Genomic DNA, 18,279 nt, shown 5'->3' with positions numbered 1-18,279 from the left:
GTGCCAGACAGAACCCGGATACAGAATTGACGACTGCTTCGCAGCCGATCGCCGGCAAGCCAGCTCCTACAGGGCACCGCCTAGGCTCTGGTGTTCATGCACATGGCAAGGTGCATAAGGTGGGGCACCCCCGCGAAGTGTTCGCTGCGCCAAGGACTGCGCAGCTGGCCAACTTCATTGGTGCAGTGGCTTCAGCTTAAGGATCGCAATCATTGTAGGAGCTGGCTTGCCGGCGATCGGCTGCGAAGCAGTCGTCAATTCTGTATCCGGGTTCTGTCTGGCACTGCGCAGATACCGATTTTACGACTGCTTCGCAGCCGATCGCCGGCAAGCCAGCTCCTACACTGAGCTTAAGCTCAGGGCCGGTTGAATCGCCACGGCGCATAGTCCATTTCCGTGTAGCCCGTGGCCTGGCCCTGCGCATCGACCGCGAAACCGGGCAGCTTGCTCAGGTCGAGCGCCATGCAACGGCTGTTCAGCAGCGCTTGCAGGTTGCCATCAAGCCGGAAGGCGTCGGTGCGCAGCGGGTGCGGGTAAAGCTGAACCAGGCAGCCTTCGACCTTGCCTTGGGCATTGGCCTGGTAGTACAGCGACGCCTTGCCGATGCTGGTGACCGGTTGATCGCGCAGCAGGTGCTGCCAGAAGAAATCACGTTGAGCGTAAGCCTTGCGCCGTAGCGTGTCGGGCGCCTGTGCTGCCCCCGGCAGTACGATGTACAGCGGTGCACGCACGTCCACGGTGCCGTTTTCCTCGCGTACAGCTGCAGGCACCACGGGGTAGATGGTCTTCCAGCACTGCGCTTCGACCAGGCGGGTCAGGGCATTGATATCGGTGGGCATGACATCGGCGGGCAAGGCCATGCGGTATTTGACGGGCGCCCTGACGGCCTTGCAATGGGTCGGTGCGGACTGCCCATCCAGGGTGACTTCAAGCAGCACCGCACCTATCTGCTCGCCGGTATCGGCGGTCGCCATACTGTGTATCAGCGCCCGTTGCATGTCGCTGATGAAGGTTTGACGCGCCTGTTCATCCACCTCGGGGGCAGGCTTCGACTGGCAGCCGGCCAGGGTGATGAGGGCAGTGGCAAAGACAAGAGGGGACAGCGATTTAAACACGTCGACTTCCTTGTAGAGCGGTAGCCGGGGCTTCAGGTGCCGGCGAGTGTGTGAGGCGCAGATTATCACTGATGGTTGCTTGGGATTTGGACGTTAAACCGGTAGGAAATTTCATTTGTCTATGCCGGCCGCTGCGCGGGCTCGTGCCGCGAAGCGGCCGGCAGGCTCAAGGGGTCAGAAACGCATATCCACCGCCACCTCGAATGTCCTCGGCGCACCCATGTAGTACTGCAGCCCATATGCCTGCTTGGCATACACCTCGTCGGTCAGGTTGCGCACCCGGCCGGTGACCGTAGTGTGCTCGTCCAGGCGGTAGCGGGCGAAGGCCCCGAACAAGGTGTAGGCCGGCGCTTTCAGGGTGTTGGCGTTATCCGCATACACCGACCCGACATAACGCCCGTCCACCCCCGCCGACCATGCCGGAGTAAAGCTGTAGGTCAGCCACAGGTTGCCGACATTGGCGGGCACGTTGACCGGCGCATTGCCCTTGCGCGAGACAGACACGCCATTGACCGCTTCGTTGAATTCATCGTACTCGGCATCGACGTACGCATAGTTGGCCTCGGCCAGCAGCTTAGCGGTGACCTGCAGGCGCCCGGACAGCTCGATGCCGCGCGAAGTCTGTTGGCCGGCCTGCACCGTCAGGTTCGGGTTGGCCGAATCACGCACGGCGAAGTCCCTGCGCACGATCTGGTACACCGCCACCGTTGCCGCGCCCCGGCCGTCGAGGAAGTCGAACTTGCTGCCGACTTCCCACTGCTCGCCCTTGGACAGATCGTACAGGCCCACGTTGGAATACGTGGCCGCCGCCAGTGAACCGGCAGGCAGGTCGGCCGCGCTGCTGTATTGCGCGTACAGGCTGGCCGACGGCGTCAGCGCGTAGGTCAGGCCGATGCGCCCGGACAGCGGCTCCCAACGTCGTTCAAAGTAAGCCGGGGACGTGGGCGTGACAGCACCGTAGTTGGTCACTTGCATGTCCAGGTAGTCGTAGCGCAAGGCCGTCAGCAGCGCCAGGCGATCGGTCAACTGCAGGCGGTTCTCGGCGAACACGGCGCGGTTGGTGACCTCATGGCGCCGCTGTTTGGTCAGCCCTGCGTTCACCACCGGGATGTCATCGAAGCTACCCGGGTCGAAATGGTCAGGGTCGACCACATCGCTCCAGCTGCCCGAGGTCGGGTACAGCGTCTGGCGCATGCGCGAGTAATCCAGGCCCAGTGACCACTGGCTGGCCAGGTCGAACAGCTGGTGGTCATGGCGCAGTTCAAGGCGGTCCCCCAGCACATTCTGGTCGTGGCGCTGCAGGTAGGGGCTGGCGCGCAGCACGTTGCCGTCGCTGGTGTAGCTGTAGCGCTCGACGTTGCGGTAATCGCGCTGGGCGTTGTAGTGGTACAGCGTGTTCTGCACGCTGGTGCTGTCGCTGACCTGGTAATCGAGGATCGACCGCAGCCAGCGCACGCGCTGCTCGTAACGGCCGTCGGCGACGTTGTAGTTTTCAAAGCGGCGGCTGTTGTCGATCTTCATGGTGCTGCGCCCGGGCAGTATCGGCGAACCCCAGTACGGGCTGTCCTCGGTGTCTTCCTGGTACTCCAGCGCGAGGGTGTGCGTGAGGTTGGGCGCCAGGTCGCTGAGCAGCGAAAACGCCAGGCTGTCGGTCTGGCGCTTGTTGCGGTCAATGTAGCCGTTGCCCTGGCCGTGGCTGAAGTCCAGGCGCATGAAGTGGCGGGCGTCGCCTGGGTTGCTGGCCAGGGCCTGGTTGATGCCGAAGGCGACTTCCGAATCGTCGAAGCTGCCATAGCGAATGCGCCCATCGATCACCTGCTGATCCCGGCTGGCAAGCTTGGTGATGTAGTTGATCGAGCCACCCACGGCACCTGCGCCGTGCAGGAACGAGGACGGCCCGCCGATCAGCTCGACCCGGTCCAGCACCCAGGCATCGATCGGCCGGGTGGCACTGCTGTAGCCAAGGTTGATGCCGTTGTACAACTGCGTCACCTGGTTCTGGGTGAAGCCGCGGTAGCTGACGTAGCCGCCATAGCCTGGGTTGGCCGAAGCGTTCACGCCGGTCATGGCGTTGATCACGTCCTGGCTGTCCTTGTCGCCGCGCTCTTCGATGACGCGGCGGTCGGAAACGCTCACCGAGGCGGGCGTTTCCCGTGCAGTCAGGCCCAGCCGCGAACCGGTGCGGATCGGCTCGTCCAGCTGAACGCCGGAAGGGGCCTCGCGCTGGCCATCGATGGTGGTGGCGGTGAGTTCGACGGCGTCGTCCGCCCAGGCGAGGGTGCAGGTGCTCATCAGGAGCACCAGGGAGGTAGTGCGGAACATGTTGTTGTGTCTTCCACGCAAAGGTCATGGCTGACCCTTACCGTGCGCACAGGCGCGCCCGGTCGGGTCAGGCGAAATGATTGGCAGCTGCGGGGGAGGCGACGGGGGGCGCGCGGGGGTTGAGGGTAGGGCGCAGATAGCGTGGGGGCGGTTGCGCCCAGCTGCGCACGACGATGGGCGAGGTGGCGCCGGCGTGTGCGGGGGTGAACGACCAGCCGCTGCTTGGCGGCACCGCCATGCCGAACGATGAGCACACCGGGCAATCGAGCTGAGCCATGTGCTGGTCGCCGCCGGCGCCATCCAGGTCGATGGCCACGCCATGCTCGCTGTTGATCGAGCAAAAACCACCTTCCAGCCCGGCCAGTCGCAGGCCGCCCATCTGGCCGTGGTGCAGGCCACACAGCAACAGGCTGAACAGGACGCTGGCGTAGAGCGTCCATGCAGTCAGCATGCGGGTGTGCCGGGTGGTTTTCATGGCGGCGAATCTATCACCCGGACGAACGGTCGGGTAGTGCTTTGGCGCGTCAGGATGTCGCAGGTCAGGCCGCCCGCTCCAGCACATCCAGCAACTCGACGAATTCCTGCGCCAGTTTGTGCCGTGGCGCCAGGTGCACCAGCGGCACCGAAGCCTGGTGCGATTCGCGCATCTTGATCGAGCTGCTCAGGTACACCGGCAGCACCGGCATGCCTTCGGCGCGCAACTGATCGACCAAGGTCTGGTGCAGTGCCGTGCGGTTGGCGAACTGGTTGACCACCACGCCTTCCACCCGCAGCGCCGGGTTGTGGTCCTGGCGCAGTTCCTCGACTTCGGCCATCACACAATGCAGCGCCTGGCGCGAGAAGCTGTCGCAGTCGAACGGGATCAACAGGCGCTCGGCGGCCACCAGGGCGCTGAAGGTATAGAAGTTGAGTGCAGGTGGGGTGTCGATGTAGATCCGCTCGTAATCCTCGCCCAGCTCCACCAGCAGCTTGCGCAGTTTGTTGATCTTGAACTTGCTCTCCAGCTTGCTTTGCAGGTCGCTGAGGTCGGGGCTGGCGGTAACCATGTGCAGGTTGCGGTAGCGGGTTTCGGTAATCGCCACGCGATGCTTCTTGCCCGCTGCGGTGACGGGGGACAAGGTCTGGCGAAAGAAGTCGGCGATGCCGGCGGGGATGGCGTCGTTGGTCAGCCCGGTGAGGTAGTAGGTGGCGTTGGCTTGCGGGTCGAGGTCGACCAGCAATGTGCGATAACCCTCGGCGGCACTGGCGGCGGCGAGGTTGCAAGCGATGCTCGACTTGCCGACGCCACCTTTCTGATTGAAAACCACACGACGCATGAGACGTTCATCCATGAAGAAGGGAAATGTCAGGTTGGGGTCAATCCTATGACCGAAAGACGACAGTTTTATGACAAGGCTTGTTACATTCGCTGAACCCCAACCGGCCTCTGCCCGCGTTCCAGCCACGCAGAGGCCGTCAGCGTCACAGCTATCAGCTGCCACCGCCACCGCCGCCGCCACCACCTGAGCCTCCCGCGCCACCGCCGCCGGCGCCACCAGATCCCCCGGAACCGCCCGAGCCGCTGCCTGCGCCACCTGAGCCTGCGCCGGAGCCTGTGCCTGAGCCACTGCCCATGCCACCTGAACCATTGCTGCCTGGCCCATTGCTGCCTGGCCCATTGGTGCCAGAACCTGCCCCGTTGCTGGTGCCGTCGCCGCCTGTATTGTCGGTGCCGTTACTGCCGGTGCCACTGCCAGTGGCATCGCCCGGCGTACCGGAGCCGCTCGCACCTCCGCCATTCATGGTGCCTGAGCCGGGGTCAGTGGTGCTGTTCATGTCGGTCGCTGCAAAGGCCAGCGGTACGCTGGCGCCCAGGCAAAGGGCAAGCAGCACTGCATGTGAGGTCATCCGCTTCATGGTGAATCTCCTGGAGGGTGATTACCTTTCTTTCGGCTGTTGTCACCCGCCCAGGGTGCACTCGTACCGACGGATGGCCGCTGTATGTTCAGCTGTCGAGGTAGCGCTGGTAGAAAGCCTGGGTGGCGAGGTTCTTGTCCTTGGCCTCGAACATGATGTCGAAGCGCTCGACGAACTGCAGGGCATAGCGGTTGGTCCAGTCGTTCCACATCTGCGCGCTGTGTGCGTACAGGTCACGCTTGTTGACCTTCTCCAACAGGGCCGGGATGGTCATCTTGGCTTCGGCATCGAAGCCCAGCGCTTGCAGGTGCTCAGGTGGTTGCGAGTAATGCATGGTCGGGCGCACGCCGCGCCAGCTGTCGATGATCCTGGCGATGCGCGGGTCGTCGGGGGCGATGTAGTCGCCTTCGTGAATCCAGCAGTGGTGAATATCCAGCACCACCGGCGCCAGGTCTGCCAGCGCCAGGCAGTCATCGACGCCATAGGTCTTCTCGTCGTTCTCCAGCGTGATCACGTTGCGCGCCACTAGCGACAACCTTGGCCACACCTGGCGCATGCCTTCAACGCCCAGGCGCCCGGCGATATGGATGTTGCATTTGAAATCCTGGAACCGTTGGCCGAAACCCATCATGCGGATCATGTCGGCGTGGTACTCGAATTCGGCCAGGCTGTTTTCCACGACCTCAGGGCGATCGGAGCCCAGCACACAGTACTGGCCAGGGTGCATCGACAGGCGGATGTCTGCGCGGCGAGCCAGGTCGCCGATGGCGGCGAAGCGTTCGGCCATCAGCGCCTGGAATTCACTGTCGCGGTACAAGGGGGCAACGCCGGGATGGCTGTACAGCGGCAGCAGGTCGCTGCTCAGGCGCACCATGCGCAGCATGGGGGGCAGCGCTGCCACATACCCCAGCAGCCGCAGTTGGGCGTCCAGGTTGTGCTGCACCAGCTCGAACAATTTGGCCCGGGCTGCGTCGGGGCTTGCCCCGCTCAACCAGCGCAAGGTGGTGGTGCGCGGGTTGAACGTGCGCTCGATGGTCTCGAGCGCCTTGATCGAAAGGCTGCGGTGCGGGTGGCGGTACATGCAGGCAAAGCCCAGGCGGGGCATGGTGGTCTCCGAAAGCGGCGGGTATGCGCGTTGGACTGCGCGGGCTAGCGAACGATCAATGCTGAACGCTTGGCACGCACACGCGATTGCGCCCGTCGCCAAGCATCAGGAACCTGCGTCTTCCAGCGCGTTCAGCTCGTCTTCCACTTGTTGCAGGCGCTGTTTGGCCAAGGCCTGGGCCTTCTCGTCGCGCGCCGTCTCGCGCATCAGGCGGGTGAGTTTGGCGCTCAGTTGCTGGCCGTCTTCGGTCTCTTCCAGCGCCTTGGCCTTGGCCGGGTCGCGGGTGACCTCGACGATGGTGGCGAATTCGCTGTCGCTGAAGTTCTTCTCGCTGTAGAGCTTGAACAGGTCCTGGCGCTGGTCCTCGACCGTGAGGTGCTTGCGCAGCACGCCGCGGATGGTGTCTTCGGCCAGCTGCGGGTGGGTGCGGGTCAGCAGCGACGCCATGCGTTCGATGTTGTGCTCGTAGGCTTCCTGCAAGGGCAGGTTGGCGAGGATCTGTTCCTCGCGGGTGGGCTTCTGGTCGCAGGCGGTGAGGGCGGCGATGAACAGCAGGGGCAGCAGCAACGTGGGGATGCGGGGCATGGGGTGGCCTTGGGCGCGCGGTTCAGACGGTGGATTATAGCGGGGCCGGCCAGGCGCCGACGAGCCATACCGGCACTGCATTACGGCGTTTTCTACGGTAGGGTGGTAACCCTTTTTGCCAAGCCGTCTTCTTTCGCCACCATGCCAAACTGGATCATCCAATCGCCCAGCCGCACCGCCGTCGGCGAAGTCGTCGCCTTCGTCGACAACGCTCGGCGCGAACTTTTCCCCGTGCTCGCCAACGCGCCCTTGCCCACCGACCTCGCCCATTTCGAGGCCACGTACCTGGACGGCGAAGGGTGTTTTCTGGAAGCCCGTGATCAAGGCCGATTGATCGCGGCCATCGGGTACCTGCCTTATGACCATCGCTTCAAGCAACTCGATTACCAAGGCAAGCACGTGGTCGAAGTGGTGCGCCTGTTCGTGCTGCCCGAGTACCGCCGTCACGGCCTGGCAGCCGCCCTGTTTGCAGCCTTGCGTGACCAGGCCATCGAGGACGGTGTCGAGTGCCTGTACCTGCATACCCACCCGTTTCTTCCTGGGGCCATCCGCTTCTGGGCGCGTCAAGGGTTTGGGGTGATCGATGTTGAGGACGATCCGGTGTGGCAGACGACGCACATGGAGCGATGGCTGGCTGGCTAGGATTTTTCCTACTTGTCGGCGGCGAGTGTGGACACCTGGTTCATTTCAAACGCGCGGTGATTTCCTTACCGTCGGGTCACTGACATGACGAAGGGAGAACGCCCATGGCACACCTTGCGCTGTACAAACTTGAACTGCTCGACGAGTTCGAGAGCCGCACCGATGCGTGGACCTTTGCCGATTTTGAAAGGCGGCTCTCGCAGTTGCGGCCCACGACCAATTACCACGATGCCAAGGGCATCATCAATGCAGCGCACAAGGAGGGCGGGTGGCCGAAGACCGTGAAGCAGTATTTGCTGACCAATTACAAGGTGCACGGCAATGTCAGCTCGGAGTTCACCGACACCTTTGCTGATGTGGTGGCTGCGATGACTGACGCGGAGAAACAGGCTTGGGGCGTTGCCTGAGCGTTTCAGGCGGTCGGCTTGAGTGCCAGGGTGATGCGCAAACCAAGCGCCGCCCGCGCGGCGCATCGCGAAGCGCTTGCCTTGGGATCTTCAGCGCCTTTGAGATCGAGCGCCGCCCGCGCGGCGCTTCGCGGGGCAAGCCCGCTCCCACATTTGTTGCAACGCGCCATGGCCTGATAGGCCATAGTTGTCAGCCTTGTTGGCCCGACGAGATATCTAGGGTGGCGCTGCCGCCGCCCCGCCTGTCTTCAGTCATGCGCCAAGGCGGACAACCATGGCCTGACTGGAATGGCACGTTGCAACAAATGTGGGAGCGGGCTTGCCCCGCGAAGCGCCGCGCGGGCGGCGCTCGATCTCACAGGCGCTAAAGATCTCAAGGCAAGCGCCCCGCGAAGCGCCGCGCGGGCGGCGCTCGATCTCATGGGCGCTGAAGATCTCAAGGCAAGCGCTTCGCGAAGCGCCGCGCGGGCGGCGCTCGATCTGCGGAACGCCGCAAAGCCCACGGCATGCACCTACCAGCCATGACGCGAGCAGACCAACTCACAACCCGCCCGTCAACGGCCACTCCACCGCCAACCGAATCTGATCGCCATCCAACTCCGCCTGCGCCGTATCCCCGCGGTGCACGTTATGCCTCACTGAAAACGTCGTGCCCTTGGCCTTGCCGCTCTGCACCACATACCGTGCCTCCAGGTCCCGCTCCCAATGCTTGCCGCCCTTGCCATAGCCCAGGTACGCATACCCGCCATTGGGGTCTACATGCGTGCCATCGATATCGAACCCGCGCACGTACAACGCGGTCAGGTTCAACCCCGGCACACCATATGCGCCCATGTTCAGGTCATAGCGCGCCTGCCAGGACTTCTCGTTCGGGGCGTTGAAGTCGGACATCTGCACGGCGTTGGCGATGTAGATCGCGCCGCGGGTCACGTAGTCGAACGGCGTGTTGCCATCCACCTGTTGCCAGCCCAGGCTGAAGCTGTGCGGCCCTTGGCTGTAGCGCGAGATCAGGCTCCAGGTGGTGTTGTCGATACGCCCGGACAGGGCTTTGCCGGTGTCGGTGGTGCGGTACAGGTTGAGGTCCAGGCTCAGGCTGCGGCGGTCGTCCAGGGCGTGGGTGATCGTGCTGCCAAGGTAGTGCTGATTCCAGGTGTCCTCGTAGCGGGAGGTGTACAGGCTGCCGCTGAATGCCGCGTTGGGGTTCCACACCACCCCGGCGAGGTCAAAGCTGTTGCCCTTCTGGCCGTTGGAATAGTTGACCACGAAGCCCTGGTCGTGGCTTGAGGCGTTACGGTCGGTACTTTCGTTGAAGTGCCCGGCAACCAGCTTGACCTTGTCGATTTCATTGCTGGTGAGGAAAAAGCCGGTGGCGGTTTCGGGCAGCAAGCGGCTGTCGGACGAACTGAACACCGGCGTTTTTACCCGCTGCTCGCCATAGGCAAGCACGGTGTTGGACAGGCGCAGTTTCAACGCGGCACCACCGCGGCTGTATTCGTTTTTCGGTTGGCCATCGTTGTCTACGCCAAGCAAGCGGGCCTTGCCGGCGCGCCCGCCGCCGCTGTCGAGCTGGACGCCGAGGTAGGCGTGGGCATCGACACCTACGCCGATCAGGCCTTGGGTAAAGCCTGACTGGAATGTACCCATCAAACCGTAGGCCCATTCTTCTGCCAGGCCGTTACGTTCGCTGCGAGGTTTGTAGGCATTGCGCCCAGCGCTGTTGCGGCCACCGTGCTTGTAGTCACGCTGGTCGTAGACCGTGCGGTTGAGCAGGCTCCAGGTACTGTCCTCGACCAGGCCGTTGCTCTGTGATTGTGCAGATTCAGCCAGCGCCAAAGGCGCAAGGCCAATCAGCGGCAGGGCCAGCAGCAAACGGCTCATTGCCCGGCCTCCAGCTGCTGCAGTTGCGCCGCCAAGCGCGTTTGTGCCCGTGCCGGCAGCGTGGCGGGCAATTGGCCAGGGCCGGTGGCGCCCACCTGAATCAGCATCACCATGCCCATGGCCAGGTGCGGAATGCACTGGATGCCGTACAGCCCAGGCACCGTGAAAGTCTGCTCGAACGGCTGGTTCAGCTTGCTCTTGAACGCTTCGGCACCGGCTGGCAGCAACCCCGGCAGGCTGGCCGCGTTATGGCCGCTCTGGGTCGGCACAAAGCGCACGGTGTCGCCCGGCGCGATGCGCAGGTGGTCCGGCTCGTAGACCATGGCGCCCGCCGGCCCGCGGTTGAGCATCTTCACTTCGTGCACTTCGGCCAGCGCGGTAAAAGGCAGCAGGGTGCTGGCGAGCAGCAGGGCGGTGGGGCGCAGCAGCATGGCAGGAACTTCCTGGTTCAGGGGGCGCGAAAGCGCAGGATGCGCGCGCCGTCGAAGGGGTCGGTGAGGTAGTGGGCGTGTACGCCGAAGGTGCTCAGCAGGCGCTCGGGGGTGAGTACCTCCAGCGGCTTGCCGAGGGCGACCAGGCAGCCCTGTTCGAGTACCGCCACGCGGTCGCAGGTGAGGGCCTGGTTCAAGTCGTGCAGGGCCACCAGGGTGGTGACCGGCAGTGCCTGCACCTGCTGCAACAGGCTCAGCTGGTGCTGGATGTCGAGGTGGTTGGTCGGCTCGTCGAGCAGCAGCACCTGAGGGCGCTGGGCCAAGGCGCGAGCGATGTGCACACGCTGGCGTTCGCCGCCCGACAGTGAGCCCCAGATGCGTGTGCGCAGGTGCGTGGCATCGAGGTCGGCCAGGGCCTGCTCGACAATGGCGCGGTCCGCGTTGGAGAACGGCGCCAGCGCCGATAGCCACGGGGTGCGCCCCAGCGCCACGGCGTCGAACACGCTGATCGCGTCGAGGGTGTCGGCCTGTTGCTCGACCAGCGCCAGGGCCTGGGCGATACGCCGGCGCGGCAGGCGCGCGAGGGGCTCGCCAAGCAGCTGCACGCTGCCGCTGTGCGGTGGACGCAAGCCGGCCAGCAGCTTGAGCAGGGATGATTTGCCGGAGCCGTTGGGGCCGACGATGCCAAGGGTTTCGCCTGCCGTCACGGTGAGGTTGATATCGCGCAGCACGCGGTTGCCCGACAGTTGCAGGCTCAGGCCCTGGCAGGTGAGTGGGGCGATGTGCAGCGGCGTCATGACCGTCATGCGCGCCCCCGGCGGCTGACCAGGATCAGCGCAAACACCGGGGCGCCGATCAGCGCCGTGACCACGCCCACCGGGATCACCTGGCCAGGGATCAACGTGCGCGACAGCATGTCGGCGGCGATCAGGAACAACGCACCGCCCAACGCACTGGCCGGCAGCAGCCGGCTGTGGCCGGGGCCAAGCAGCAGGCGCAAGGCATGTGGAATGACCAGCCCGACGAAGCCGATGGCGCCGACAATCGAAACCATCACTGCCGTCACCAGCGCCGCGCAGCTGATCAACAGCAACTGGCTGCGGCGCACCGCGATGCCCAGCGATGCCGCTGAGTCGGCGCCGAAGGTGAACGCGTCCAGCGTGCGCCGGTGCCACAGGCACACCACCAGCCCGAACAGCGCCACTGGCACCGCCAGCCCTACCGATGGCCAGCGCACGCCGCTGAGGTTGCCCAGCAGCCAGAACAGGATGCCGCGGGCCTGCTCGGCGGTGGCCGACTTGGTGATGAGGAATGCGGTCAGGGCGTTGAACAGTTGCGAGCCGGCGATGCCGGCCAGGATTACCTGGGCGTTGTTGCTGCTCGGCCCGGCCGCGCGGGCCAGCATCAGCACCAGGGCGAAAGCCGCCACGGCGCCAACGAATGCGCCGCCGGACATGCTCAGGGCTACGCCGCCCAAGCCCAGCAGGCCGACCAGCACGGCACCGGTCGAGGCACCTGCCGACAGGCCCAGCAAGTAGGGTTCAGCCAGCGGGTTGCGCAGCAGCGCCTGCAGGATCACCCCGCAGGTCGCCAGCCCTGCACCGCAGGCCGCAGCGACCAGGGTGCGGGGCAGGCGGTAGTTCCAGATGATGCCGGCGTCGATCGGGTCGACCGGGTAACCGGCCTGCCACAGGTGGTTGGCCAGCACCTGGTAGACCACGCTGGGCGACACGCTGGTTTCGCCAATGGCAGTGCCTGCAAACAGGGCTGCGAGCAGGGCGGCCAAGGCCAGGGCAGTGCAGGGCAACAGGCGCTTCATCACTGTGCCGCTTTACCGCTGGCGAACGCCGCCGACAAGGTCTGCAGGCCGCGGAACAGGCGGATGCCAGCTTGCATGGCGTCGGCGTCGAGGATGATGATGCGGTTGTTCTTCACGGCGTCCATGTGCTGGGTGACCGGGTCGCTGTGGAGGAACTCGAGTTTTTTCTGGTAGTCGTCGGCGGGGAAGCGGCGGCGGTCCATACGGGCGATGATCAGCCAGGTCGGGTTGGCCTTGGCGATGGTTTCCCAGCCCACGGTCGGCCATTCTTCGGTGGACTCGACCACGTTGCGCACGCCCAGGGTGCGCAGCATGAAATCGGCCACCCCTTGGCGGCCGGCGACGTAGGGGTCGATATCCAGGTCAGCGCTGGAGAACCAGAACAGTGCCGACGTGTTGCTCAGATCCTTGCCGGCCAGTTGTTGCCTGGCGCTGTCCAGGCGCGCCTTGAGGTCGGCATTCAGCGCCTCGCCGCGGTCCTGCACGTCGAAGATTTCGGCCAGCTGGCTGACGCTCTTGTAGATGCTGTCGACCTGAAACGCCTGCAGCCGGGTGCCGTCGGCACCCACCAGGTTGTCCTTGCCTTCGCAGTCCGAGGGCAGCAGGTAAGTGGGGATCTTCAGTTCGTTGAACTGTTCGCGGGTAGCGACCACGCCTTGGGGGCCGACCATCCACTCGAATTGCACCGCCACCAGTTCAGGGCGCTTGCCGACCACCGCTTCAAAGCTTGGGTCGTTGTCGGCCAGGCGCGGTACCTGGTCGTTCAACGCCTTGTACTCGGGCAGCACATGGTTGAACCACAGCGAAGTGCCGGCCAGCTTTTCACCCAACCCCAAGGCATAGAGCATTTCGGTGCCGGCCTGGCCGATGGTCACCGCGCGCGCGGGGGCATGCGCGAAGGTCTGCGGCATGCCGCAGTTGTCCACGGTCAGCGGGTAGTGCGTGGCGGCGGCGTGGGCCACGCCGGTGAGGCTCAGGCCGGCGAGCAGGGTGGCGAAACGAGGCAGCATGCTGGGCGATCTCCTATCGGACAGTTCACGGAAGGAACGCACGGACAGGCATCGCCGAGCCCCTGCAGGCGGCAGGGGCAACACTGATGGCCAATCCCGGACACCCCGCCGGTTGGTGAATGTAAGCCGGCAGGTCTCCTGACTGGTGCTTCATCACCCGGCTCCGGCCTTCCCGGATCATGGGACCCAGTGGCATTCATGGAGCGGGCTCGGCACCTACAGTTGCGGGGGCAGTTCCGTTTGGCGCGCCTGGGCGGCCTGGGATTCCCTATTAATTCCGTGGTGGAAACCGGCGGCCCGCATGGTAGACCATCAGGCGCCGGGTGAAAACGCTAAATCAGAAGTACTTGAGCCAGGCGATGTCGCGCCGGCGGCCCTTGAGCCGGGCGAACCAGCGCACCGGCAGGTACAGCGCCGCGGCCAGCAACAGAGCACTCAGCCACACCGCGCCAATGCCGTCGAAGCCGAAGTAGTCGCCGTGGTTCAAACCGAACAGCGCGACGCATGCCAGGTACAGCAGCTTCAGTACGTACAGGTGCAGCAGGTAGAAGAACATCGGCGCCGCGCCGAATACCGCCAGGGCACTGATCCAGCGTGCCTGGCCGGCGCGTTCGAAAGCGCGCAGCAACAGCAGGCCGCAACCAAGTGTCAGGGCCAGGAACAGCAGTGAAGGCGGGTATTTGGTGATGTTGAAGAAGCTCATCAGCGTTTGGGTCAGCGTCGGGTAGCCGCTCCACGGCGCTTCGCCGTAGCCGTTGAGCATGCGTAGCACGACGAACCCCAGCACGGCGATCACGCCTGCCAGCAGCAGCTGATGCTGACGCTGGTGCGCCTGCGCACCACGGCCGAACCATGGGCCAAGGCCATAGCCCAGGGCGATCACGCCGATCCACGGCAGCACCGGGTAGGAGGTCCGCAGGCGCAGGCTGTCGGAAACCTCCAGCCAGCCACGGTCATGCAGGATTGCCCAAGGCACGTGCATCGCCGAACCGCTGCCAAAGTGCAGGCCATCGAGCAGGTTGTGGCCGGCGATGAGCACGCCAGCCAAGCCCAGCAGCGCGGGGCGCGGCAGCCACACCAGCAGCGACAGGGCGATCATGCTGACACCGATGGCCCAGATCACCTGCAGGTAGATCACGCTGGGCGGCAGCTGGAAGGTCCAGGCGAAGTTGACCAGGGTGAACTCCAGCACCACCAGGAACAGGCCGCGCTTGAACAGGAATGCCGAGACATCGCTGCGGCCCTGGTACTTTTCGCCGTACAGCCAGGCCGACAGGCCGGTGAGCAGTACGAACACCGGCGCGCACAGGTGGGCCAGGGTGCGGCTGGCGAACAGCGACGGGTCGGTAACGTCGATGGCCATCGGGTCGCTGACCTGACGGTGCAGGAAGAACGTCTCGCGAACGTGGTCGAGCAGCATGAACAGAATCACCAGGCCGCGCAGGGCGTCGATGCTCTGCAGGCGCTGGGTGAGCAGGGTGGGGGTGGCGGCGGCACTTGTCATGGAAGAGGGTCGCAGGCAGGAATGGATGTCAAATGAAACGTTATCTTATAACTATTTAATAACTGCCTGGTAGTGGTTTTTGTGCTGTCATGCCGGCCTCATCGCCGGCAAGCCGGCTCCCACACGGCGCTGCTGTACCTGTAGGAGCCGGCTTGCCGGCGATGAGGCCGGTACAGCCAACTCAGATCAGAAGCTGTAATCCACGGTAGCAAAGTACGACCGCGGCACGCCCATGATCCACTGCGTGCCACTGAACGCCGAGGCCACGTACTCCCGGTCGAACAGGTTGTTCACCTGCAACCCGAGCCGCACGTCCGGCAACACCTGCCAGCCGATGTTGGCATCGACCACGGTGTACCCCGGTGCGCGCTGGGTGTTGGCAGTGTCGGCGTAGCGCTCATCCACATAGCGCGCGCCAATGCCGGCTTCCACCTGCTGGCCGAACCCCTTGGTCAGCCACAGGTTGGCGGTACGCCGTGGCACATTGGCCGGGCGGTTGCCGCTGCGGTCCTGGGGCACACCGCCGGCCGTCTCGTCGAAGTCGTCATACCTGGCGCGCAACAGCGAGGCATTGGCAGAAACCTGCCATTGCTGCGGCAAGGCCAGCTCCAGCGTCGCCTCCAGGCCATCGGAGGTCTGTTGCCCGGCCTGCTGCTTTTCGTGGGTGAGCGGGTCATCCACCAGCAGCTTTTTCTTGACGATGTGGAAGGCCGCCAGCGTCCACTCCCCGCGACCTTCCCAGAAGCGTTGCTTGAGGCCCAGCTCGGTTTGCTTGGACTCGGTCAGGTCGTAGTTCATCTGCGTCGGGCTCAGGCTGATCAGGTTGTTCACCCCGTCCTCGCTGGTGGAATACTGGCCGTACAGCGACAGGTTGTCGGTGGCTGCAAACACCAGCCCGGCGCGCCAGTTGCCGCCTTGCAGGCTGCGGTCGCTGCGCGTGTTGTTGGTGAGGTTGTCGCGGTCGATGTGGTTCTGGTCACGGCGCACGCCGGTCACCAGCGACAGGCGCTCGGTCAGTTGCAGGCGGTTCTCGGCAAACAGGGCGAAGGTGTGGGTGGTGGAAAGGGTTTGCGGGCGGGTGGGCGAATCGCTGTGGAACACGCCCGGGGTCGGTTGCCATGGGTCGATGTAGTCGCCGCCGACGTCGTTGTACGGCGCGTTGCTGTCGACGTTGAAACGCACCTTGTTGTACTCGGCACCGACCAGGGTCCTGCTCGCCAGGCCAAACAACGAATGGTCGAAGGTGAAGGTCTGGCGGTCACCGATCTGCTCCTGGTTGTGCTTGATCTGCAGGTAGCTCTGGCGCAGCAGCTGCCCACGGTCGGCATCCCAGCTGTAGTCCTCGGCGTTGCGCCAGTGGCGGCGGCTTTTGATGTAGTAGAGCTGGTTGCTGGCGCTGAGCTGGTCGTTGATGGCCCAGTCGGTAGTGAGGCGGGTCCACTCGTCGTGGTAGCGCTGCACGTCATTCTGGATGTTGTAGTTCTTCTTGCGCAGGCTGCTGCGGTAGTGCCCGTCGATCAGCGGGGTGCCGTAGTAGTTCGCCGGCTGCGCGTCGCCACGTTCATGGGCCAGGGTGAAACTCAAATCGTCGCTGGCGTCGAAGCGCAGCGCCGCGCTGAGTGCCAGGCTGCGCGACTCGGTGCGGTCGACCCAGCCGTTGCCCGCCTGCTGGTTGAGGGTGAGGCGGTAGCTCAGGCGCTCGCTGAGGCTGCCGCCGCTGTCCAGGCCGAGTTGTTGGCGGTCCCAGGAGCCATAGCCCAGGCGCAGGTGGTTGTGAATGTCGCCGGTCACGGGCTTTTTCGGGATGACGTTGATCACTGCACCGGTGGCGCCTTCTCCATACAGCACCGAAGCCGGGCCGCGAATCACATCGATGCGCTCGACCATCCACGGGTCGACCGGGAACGTCTGGGTGCCAGCACCGGTATACAGGCGCGCGCCGTCGAACAAGGTCATCACCGAACCTTGCCCGGTAAAGCCGCGGGCCGACAGGCCGGTGCCGCCATCACCCGGGCTGCCGACGAAGGTGATGCCCGGCGAGCGTGCCACGGCGTCCTGCACGGTGAAGTTGTTGCGTTGCTGGATCTGTTCGGCGGTGATGCTGCTGGTGCTGGCCGGGGTTTCCAGGGCGCTGAGGTTCAGGCGTGAACCAGCCTGGGTCGGCGTGGCGAGGTCGACGTGCTGGTCATCGCGGGTGTCGGTGACGGCCGTGGACGGCAGCGCCAGGACGGCTGAGCCTTGGTCATCGGCCAGGGCTGGCAGAGCGACGGCCAGGCAGGCCGCCAGAGGGTGAAGCTTGAAGAAACGGGACATGTCTTTCCACTGCTGCAGGAATGAATGGATCCCGGTGGAAAACACGCAAAGGCGCAACCGCACACGCAGGCGCGCACGCGGATACCGGCCTGCGCCCGCCCACCGCGGGTTGCCAAGTGAAGCCTCAGGCCGGTCTCCGGGCTTGCGAGGGTCATGACGCCTTCACCTTCCCATGCAGGTGCACAGTGGTGTGTCGAAGGTATCGCTCGCTTACCGTTGCGGGGGCAGCGCCGGACTTGTCGTGGAACACGACGCACCGGCTTCCCGTTTCACCCTGCGCACGGCGGCGCAGGACACCTGAAACTGGCGCGCATATGACCACTCGCGGGCACGCGCGTCAATCATGTGGAGGGTTGGCAATAGTGTGACGAAACACAGAGTTGGGCGAATTTGATGATTTTTTTCCGAACTTTCGCGGCGGGGCTATTCTCGTAATGAGGGTTCGCCATTCGTTTCGCTGTCATGGAGACTTCACGCATGCGTACTCGTTATCTGTTACGTCATACCTGCATTCTTGCCCTGATGGGTTCACCTCTGGCGGCCACTGCCGCACCCAGCACCGATCCATTGTTCACCCTTGGCCTGTTAGGCGCTTACGACGAATTCAACTTTCATGGGGGGCAGCAAAGCCAGTCGGAACACGTGGGTGAGGGTGGCGTTTTCGCCAACTTCGGTAACAAGATGACGGCCGAATCCGGGTTCATCTACCAGGTCGGTGCAGAAGGCAAATACACCAAGCAGAAGGACAACAAGCTCAAGGAAGCCCAGGCTAACCTCGACCTGGGTTGGCGGGCGGCACTGGATGCGCGCAACTTTGTCGATGTGATCGTGGGCGCGGGCTACGCCTGGACGCGGTTCGAAATCGAGGGCCGCAGGCTGGACAGCGACTTGACCTACAAAGGGCCCTACGCCAAGGCGGCGCTCGGTTACAACCATCAGTTCGATGCGGCAACGCTGCGGGTGGAGGCTGGCGTGCGGCGCAGCATCGATGGCAAGGTGAAGCTCGATGTGGAACGACTCGGCAGCGACAGGGCGGACACGAGGGACCGCACCAACCCGTATGCCGAGATCAGCCTGCTGATGAACCAGCAGGGCGACTTCCCGATTTATGCCGGGGTGTATTACACCCGCACCAACTACGAGCTGGACGAAGACACCTTGCTGGCAGACAACACCGAACTCAAGCGTGACGAGTACGGGGTCAAACTGGGCCTGTCGTTCTGAACCTGAAGGGTTGAAACGTAGCGGCCCC

17 protein-coding genes and 2 riboswitches are annotated in these 18,279 nt (G+C 64.3%); of the genes, 3 read left to right on the top strand and 14 right to left on the bottom strand.

Annotated elements, in window-relative coordinates:
- Nucleotides 1–356: 356 nt before the first annotated feature.
- From ACNQPL_RS17475 to ACNQPL_RS17445, 7 genes are all read right to left on the bottom strand, one after another.
- On the bottom strand, nt 357–1,115 hold the full coding sequence (locus ACNQPL_RS17475; protein ID WP_346612938.1) for a hypothetical protein: 759 nt from the start codon (nt 1,113–1,115) through the stop codon (nt 357–359).
- A gap of 174 nt (nt 1,116–1,289) precedes the next feature.
- Entirely contained in the window at nt 1,290–3,437 is a 2,148-nt protein-coding gene (locus tag ACNQPL_RS17470; RefSeq protein ID WP_416467367.1) for a TonB-dependent receptor, read from the bottom strand.
- Between the two features lie 67 nt (nt 3,438–3,504).
- On the bottom strand, nt 3,505–3,912 hold the full coding sequence (locus ACNQPL_RS17465) for a DUF2946 family protein (protein ID WP_416467366.1): 408 nt from the start codon (nt 3,910–3,912) through the stop codon (nt 3,505–3,507).
- A gap of 64 nt (nt 3,913–3,976) precedes the next feature.
- Nucleotides 3,977–4,753, bottom strand: a complete 777-nt coding sequence (locus ACNQPL_RS17460; RefSeq protein ID WP_346612941.1) for a ParA family protein — start codon at nt 4,751–4,753, stop codon at nt 3,977–3,979.
- 154 nt (nt 4,754–4,907) lie between these two features.
- Nucleotides 4,908–5,333, bottom strand: a complete 426-nt coding sequence (locus ACNQPL_RS17455) for a hypothetical protein (RefSeq protein WP_416467365.1) — start codon at nt 5,331–5,333, stop codon at nt 4,908–4,910.
- Nucleotides 5,334–5,421: 88 nt separating this feature from the next.
- Nucleotides 5,422–6,438 (bottom strand): UV DNA damage repair endonuclease UvsE, encoded by a 1,017-nt coding sequence (uvsE, locus tag ACNQPL_RS17450; RefSeq protein ID WP_346612943.1) that lies wholly within the window; start codon nt 6,436–6,438, stop codon nt 5,422–5,424.
- 105 nt (nt 6,439–6,543) lie between these two features.
- On the bottom strand, nt 6,544–7,023 hold the full coding sequence (locus ACNQPL_RS17445) for a hypothetical protein (protein WP_346612944.1): 480 nt from the start codon (nt 7,021–7,023) through the stop codon (nt 6,544–6,546).
- A 141-nt stretch (nt 7,024–7,164) separates the two neighbouring features.
- Between ACNQPL_RS17445 and ACNQPL_RS17440 the strand changes: the two genes are divergently transcribed.
- Together ACNQPL_RS17440 and ACNQPL_RS17435 are read left to right on the top strand one after the other, a co-directional pair.
- Nucleotides 7,165–7,665 (top strand): GNAT family N-acetyltransferase, encoded by a 501-nt coding sequence (locus ACNQPL_RS17440; RefSeq protein ID WP_346612945.1) that lies wholly within the window; start codon nt 7,165–7,167, stop codon nt 7,663–7,665.
- Between the two features lie 104 nt (nt 7,666–7,769).
- The gene (locus ACNQPL_RS17435) at nt 7,770–8,072 is read left to right on the top strand and encodes a hypothetical protein (RefSeq protein WP_416467364.1); all 303 of its coding nucleotides are present in this window, start codon (nt 7,770–7,772) and stop codon (nt 8,070–8,072) included.
- A gap of 540 nt (nt 8,073–8,612) precedes the next feature.
- On the opposite strand, the gene ACNQPL_RS17430 is transcribed toward ACNQPL_RS17435, so the two are convergent.
- The 7 genes from ACNQPL_RS17430 to ACNQPL_RS17400 all read right to left on the bottom strand — a co-directional run bounded on the left by ACNQPL_RS17430 (nt 8,613) and on the right by ACNQPL_RS17400 (nt 17,027).
- Entirely contained in the window at nt 8,613–9,950 is a 1,338-nt protein-coding gene (locus tag ACNQPL_RS17430) for an OprD family porin (RefSeq protein WP_416467363.1), read from the bottom strand.
- Nucleotides 9,947–10,381 (bottom strand): pseudoazurin, encoded by a 435-nt coding sequence (locus tag ACNQPL_RS17425; protein ID WP_346612949.1) that lies wholly within the window; start codon nt 10,379–10,381, stop codon nt 9,947–9,949. Before ACNQPL_RS17425 ends, ACNQPL_RS17430 begins: the two co-directional genes overlap by 4 nt.
- Nucleotides 10,382–10,398: 17 nt before the next feature.
- On the bottom strand, nt 10,399–11,178 hold the full coding sequence (locus ACNQPL_RS17420; protein WP_416467373.1) for an ABC transporter ATP-binding protein: 780 nt from the start codon (nt 11,176–11,178) through the stop codon (nt 10,399–10,401).
- Nucleotides 11,179–11,183: 5 nt separating this feature from the next.
- Nucleotides 11,184–12,200 carry an iron ABC transporter permease gene (locus ACNQPL_RS17415; RefSeq protein WP_346612951.1) on the bottom strand — a complete coding sequence of 339 codons (1,017 nt, stop codon included), beginning with the start codon at nt 12,198–12,200 and terminating at the stop codon, nt 11,184–11,186.
- Nucleotides 12,200–13,210, bottom strand: a complete 1,011-nt coding sequence (locus ACNQPL_RS17410) for an ABC transporter substrate-binding protein (protein WP_416467361.1) — start codon at nt 13,208–13,210, stop codon at nt 12,200–12,202. The genes ACNQPL_RS17415 and ACNQPL_RS17410 overlap by 1 nt, the downstream gene beginning before the upstream one ends.
- 110 nt (nt 13,211–13,320) lie before the next feature.
- Nucleotides 13,321–13,519: riboswitch (cobalamin riboswitch) on the bottom strand.
- A gap of 28 nt (nt 13,520–13,547) precedes the next feature.
- The gene (locus tag ACNQPL_RS17405) at nt 13,548–14,714 is read right to left on the bottom strand and encodes a DUF1624 domain-containing protein (RefSeq protein ID WP_416467360.1); all 1,167 of its coding nucleotides are present in this window, start codon (nt 14,712–14,714) and stop codon (nt 13,548–13,550) included.
- 186 nt (nt 14,715–14,900) lie between these two features.
- Nucleotides 14,901–17,027: a TonB-dependent receptor gene (locus tag ACNQPL_RS17400; RefSeq protein ID WP_416467359.1), complete on the bottom strand. Its 2,127-nt coding sequence runs from the start codon at nt 17,025–17,027 to the stop codon at nt 14,901–14,903.
- Nucleotides 17,028–17,136: 109 nt separating this feature from the next.
- Nucleotides 17,137–17,343, bottom strand: a riboswitch (cobalamin riboswitch).
- 161 nt (nt 17,344–17,504) lie between these two features.
- Here ACNQPL_RS17400 and ACNQPL_RS17395 point away from each other — a divergent pair.
- A complete protein-coding gene (locus ACNQPL_RS17395; RefSeq protein ID WP_346612955.1) occupies nt 17,505–18,251 on the top strand; it encodes an outer membrane beta-barrel protein in 747 nt (248 codons plus the stop codon).
- The last annotated feature ends 28 nt before the right edge of the window (nt 18,252–18,279 follow it).

Origin of the sequence: Pseudomonas sp. LFS044 (genome assembly GCF_047978245.1) — a bacterium.
Classification (GTDB): Bacteria; Pseudomonadota; Gammaproteobacteria; order Pseudomonadales; family Pseudomonadaceae; genus Aquipseudomonas.
Note: the sequence above shows the minus strand (reverse complement) of the source record. Positions and strands in the feature narration are given on the sequence as shown.

Coding starts and splice junctions, on each gene's coding strand:
- ACNQPL_RS17455 (WP_416467365.1), bottom strand. CDS start 5,333: ATGAAGCGGATGACCTCACATGCAGTGCTGCTTGCCCTTTGCCTGGGC.
- ACNQPL_RS17410 (WP_416467361.1), bottom strand. CDS start 13,210: ATGCTGCCTCGTTTCGCCACCCTGCTCGCCGGCCTGAGCCTCACCGGC.
- ACNQPL_RS17470 (WP_416467367.1), bottom strand. CDS start 3,437: ATGTTCCGCACTACCTCCCTGGTGCTCCTGATGAGCACCTGCACCCTC.
- ACNQPL_RS17405 (WP_416467360.1), bottom strand. CDS start 14,714: ATGACAAGTGCCGCCGCCACCCCCACCCTGCTCACCCAGCGCCTGCAG.
- ACNQPL_RS17400 (WP_416467359.1), bottom strand. CDS start 17,027: ATGTCCCGTTTCTTCAAGCTTCACCCTCTGGCGGCCTGCCTGGCCGTC.
- ACNQPL_RS17420 (WP_416467373.1), bottom strand. CDS start 11,178: ATGACGCCGCTGCACATCGCCCCACTCACCTGCCAGGGCCTGAGCCTG.
- ACNQPL_RS17435 (WP_416467364.1), top strand. CDS start 7,770: ATGGCACACCTTGCGCTGTACAAACTTGAACTGCTCGACGAGTTCGAG.
- ACNQPL_RS17465 (WP_416467366.1), bottom strand. CDS start 3,912: ATGAAAACCACCCGGCACACCCGCATGCTGACTGCATGGACGCTCTAC.
- ACNQPL_RS17445 (WP_346612944.1), bottom strand. CDS start 7,023: ATGCCCCGCATCCCCACGTTGCTGCTGCCCCTGCTGTTCATCGCCGCC.
- ACNQPL_RS17440 (WP_346612945.1), top strand. CDS start 7,165: ATGCCAAACTGGATCATCCAATCGCCCAGCCGCACCGCCGTCGGCGAA.
- ACNQPL_RS17430 (WP_416467363.1), bottom strand. CDS start 9,950: ATGAGCCGTTTGCTGCTGGCCCTGCCGCTGATTGGCCTTGCGCCTTTG.
- uvsE (WP_346612943.1), bottom strand. CDS start 6,438: ATGCCCCGCCTGGGCTTTGCCTGCATGTACCGCCACCCGCACCGCAGC.
- ACNQPL_RS17425 (WP_346612949.1), bottom strand. CDS start 10,381: ATGCTGCTGCGCCCCACCGCCCTGCTGCTCGCCAGCACCCTGCTGCCT.
- ACNQPL_RS17395 (WP_346612955.1), top strand. CDS start 17,505: ATGCGTACTCGTTATCTGTTACGTCATACCTGCATTCTTGCCCTGATG.
- ACNQPL_RS17460 (WP_346612941.1), bottom strand. CDS start 4,753: ATGCGTCGTGTGGTTTTCAATCAGAAAGGTGGCGTCGGCAAGTCGAGC.
- ACNQPL_RS17415 (WP_346612951.1), bottom strand. CDS start 12,200: ATGAAGCGCCTGTTGCCCTGCACTGCCCTGGCCTTGGCCGCCCTGCTC.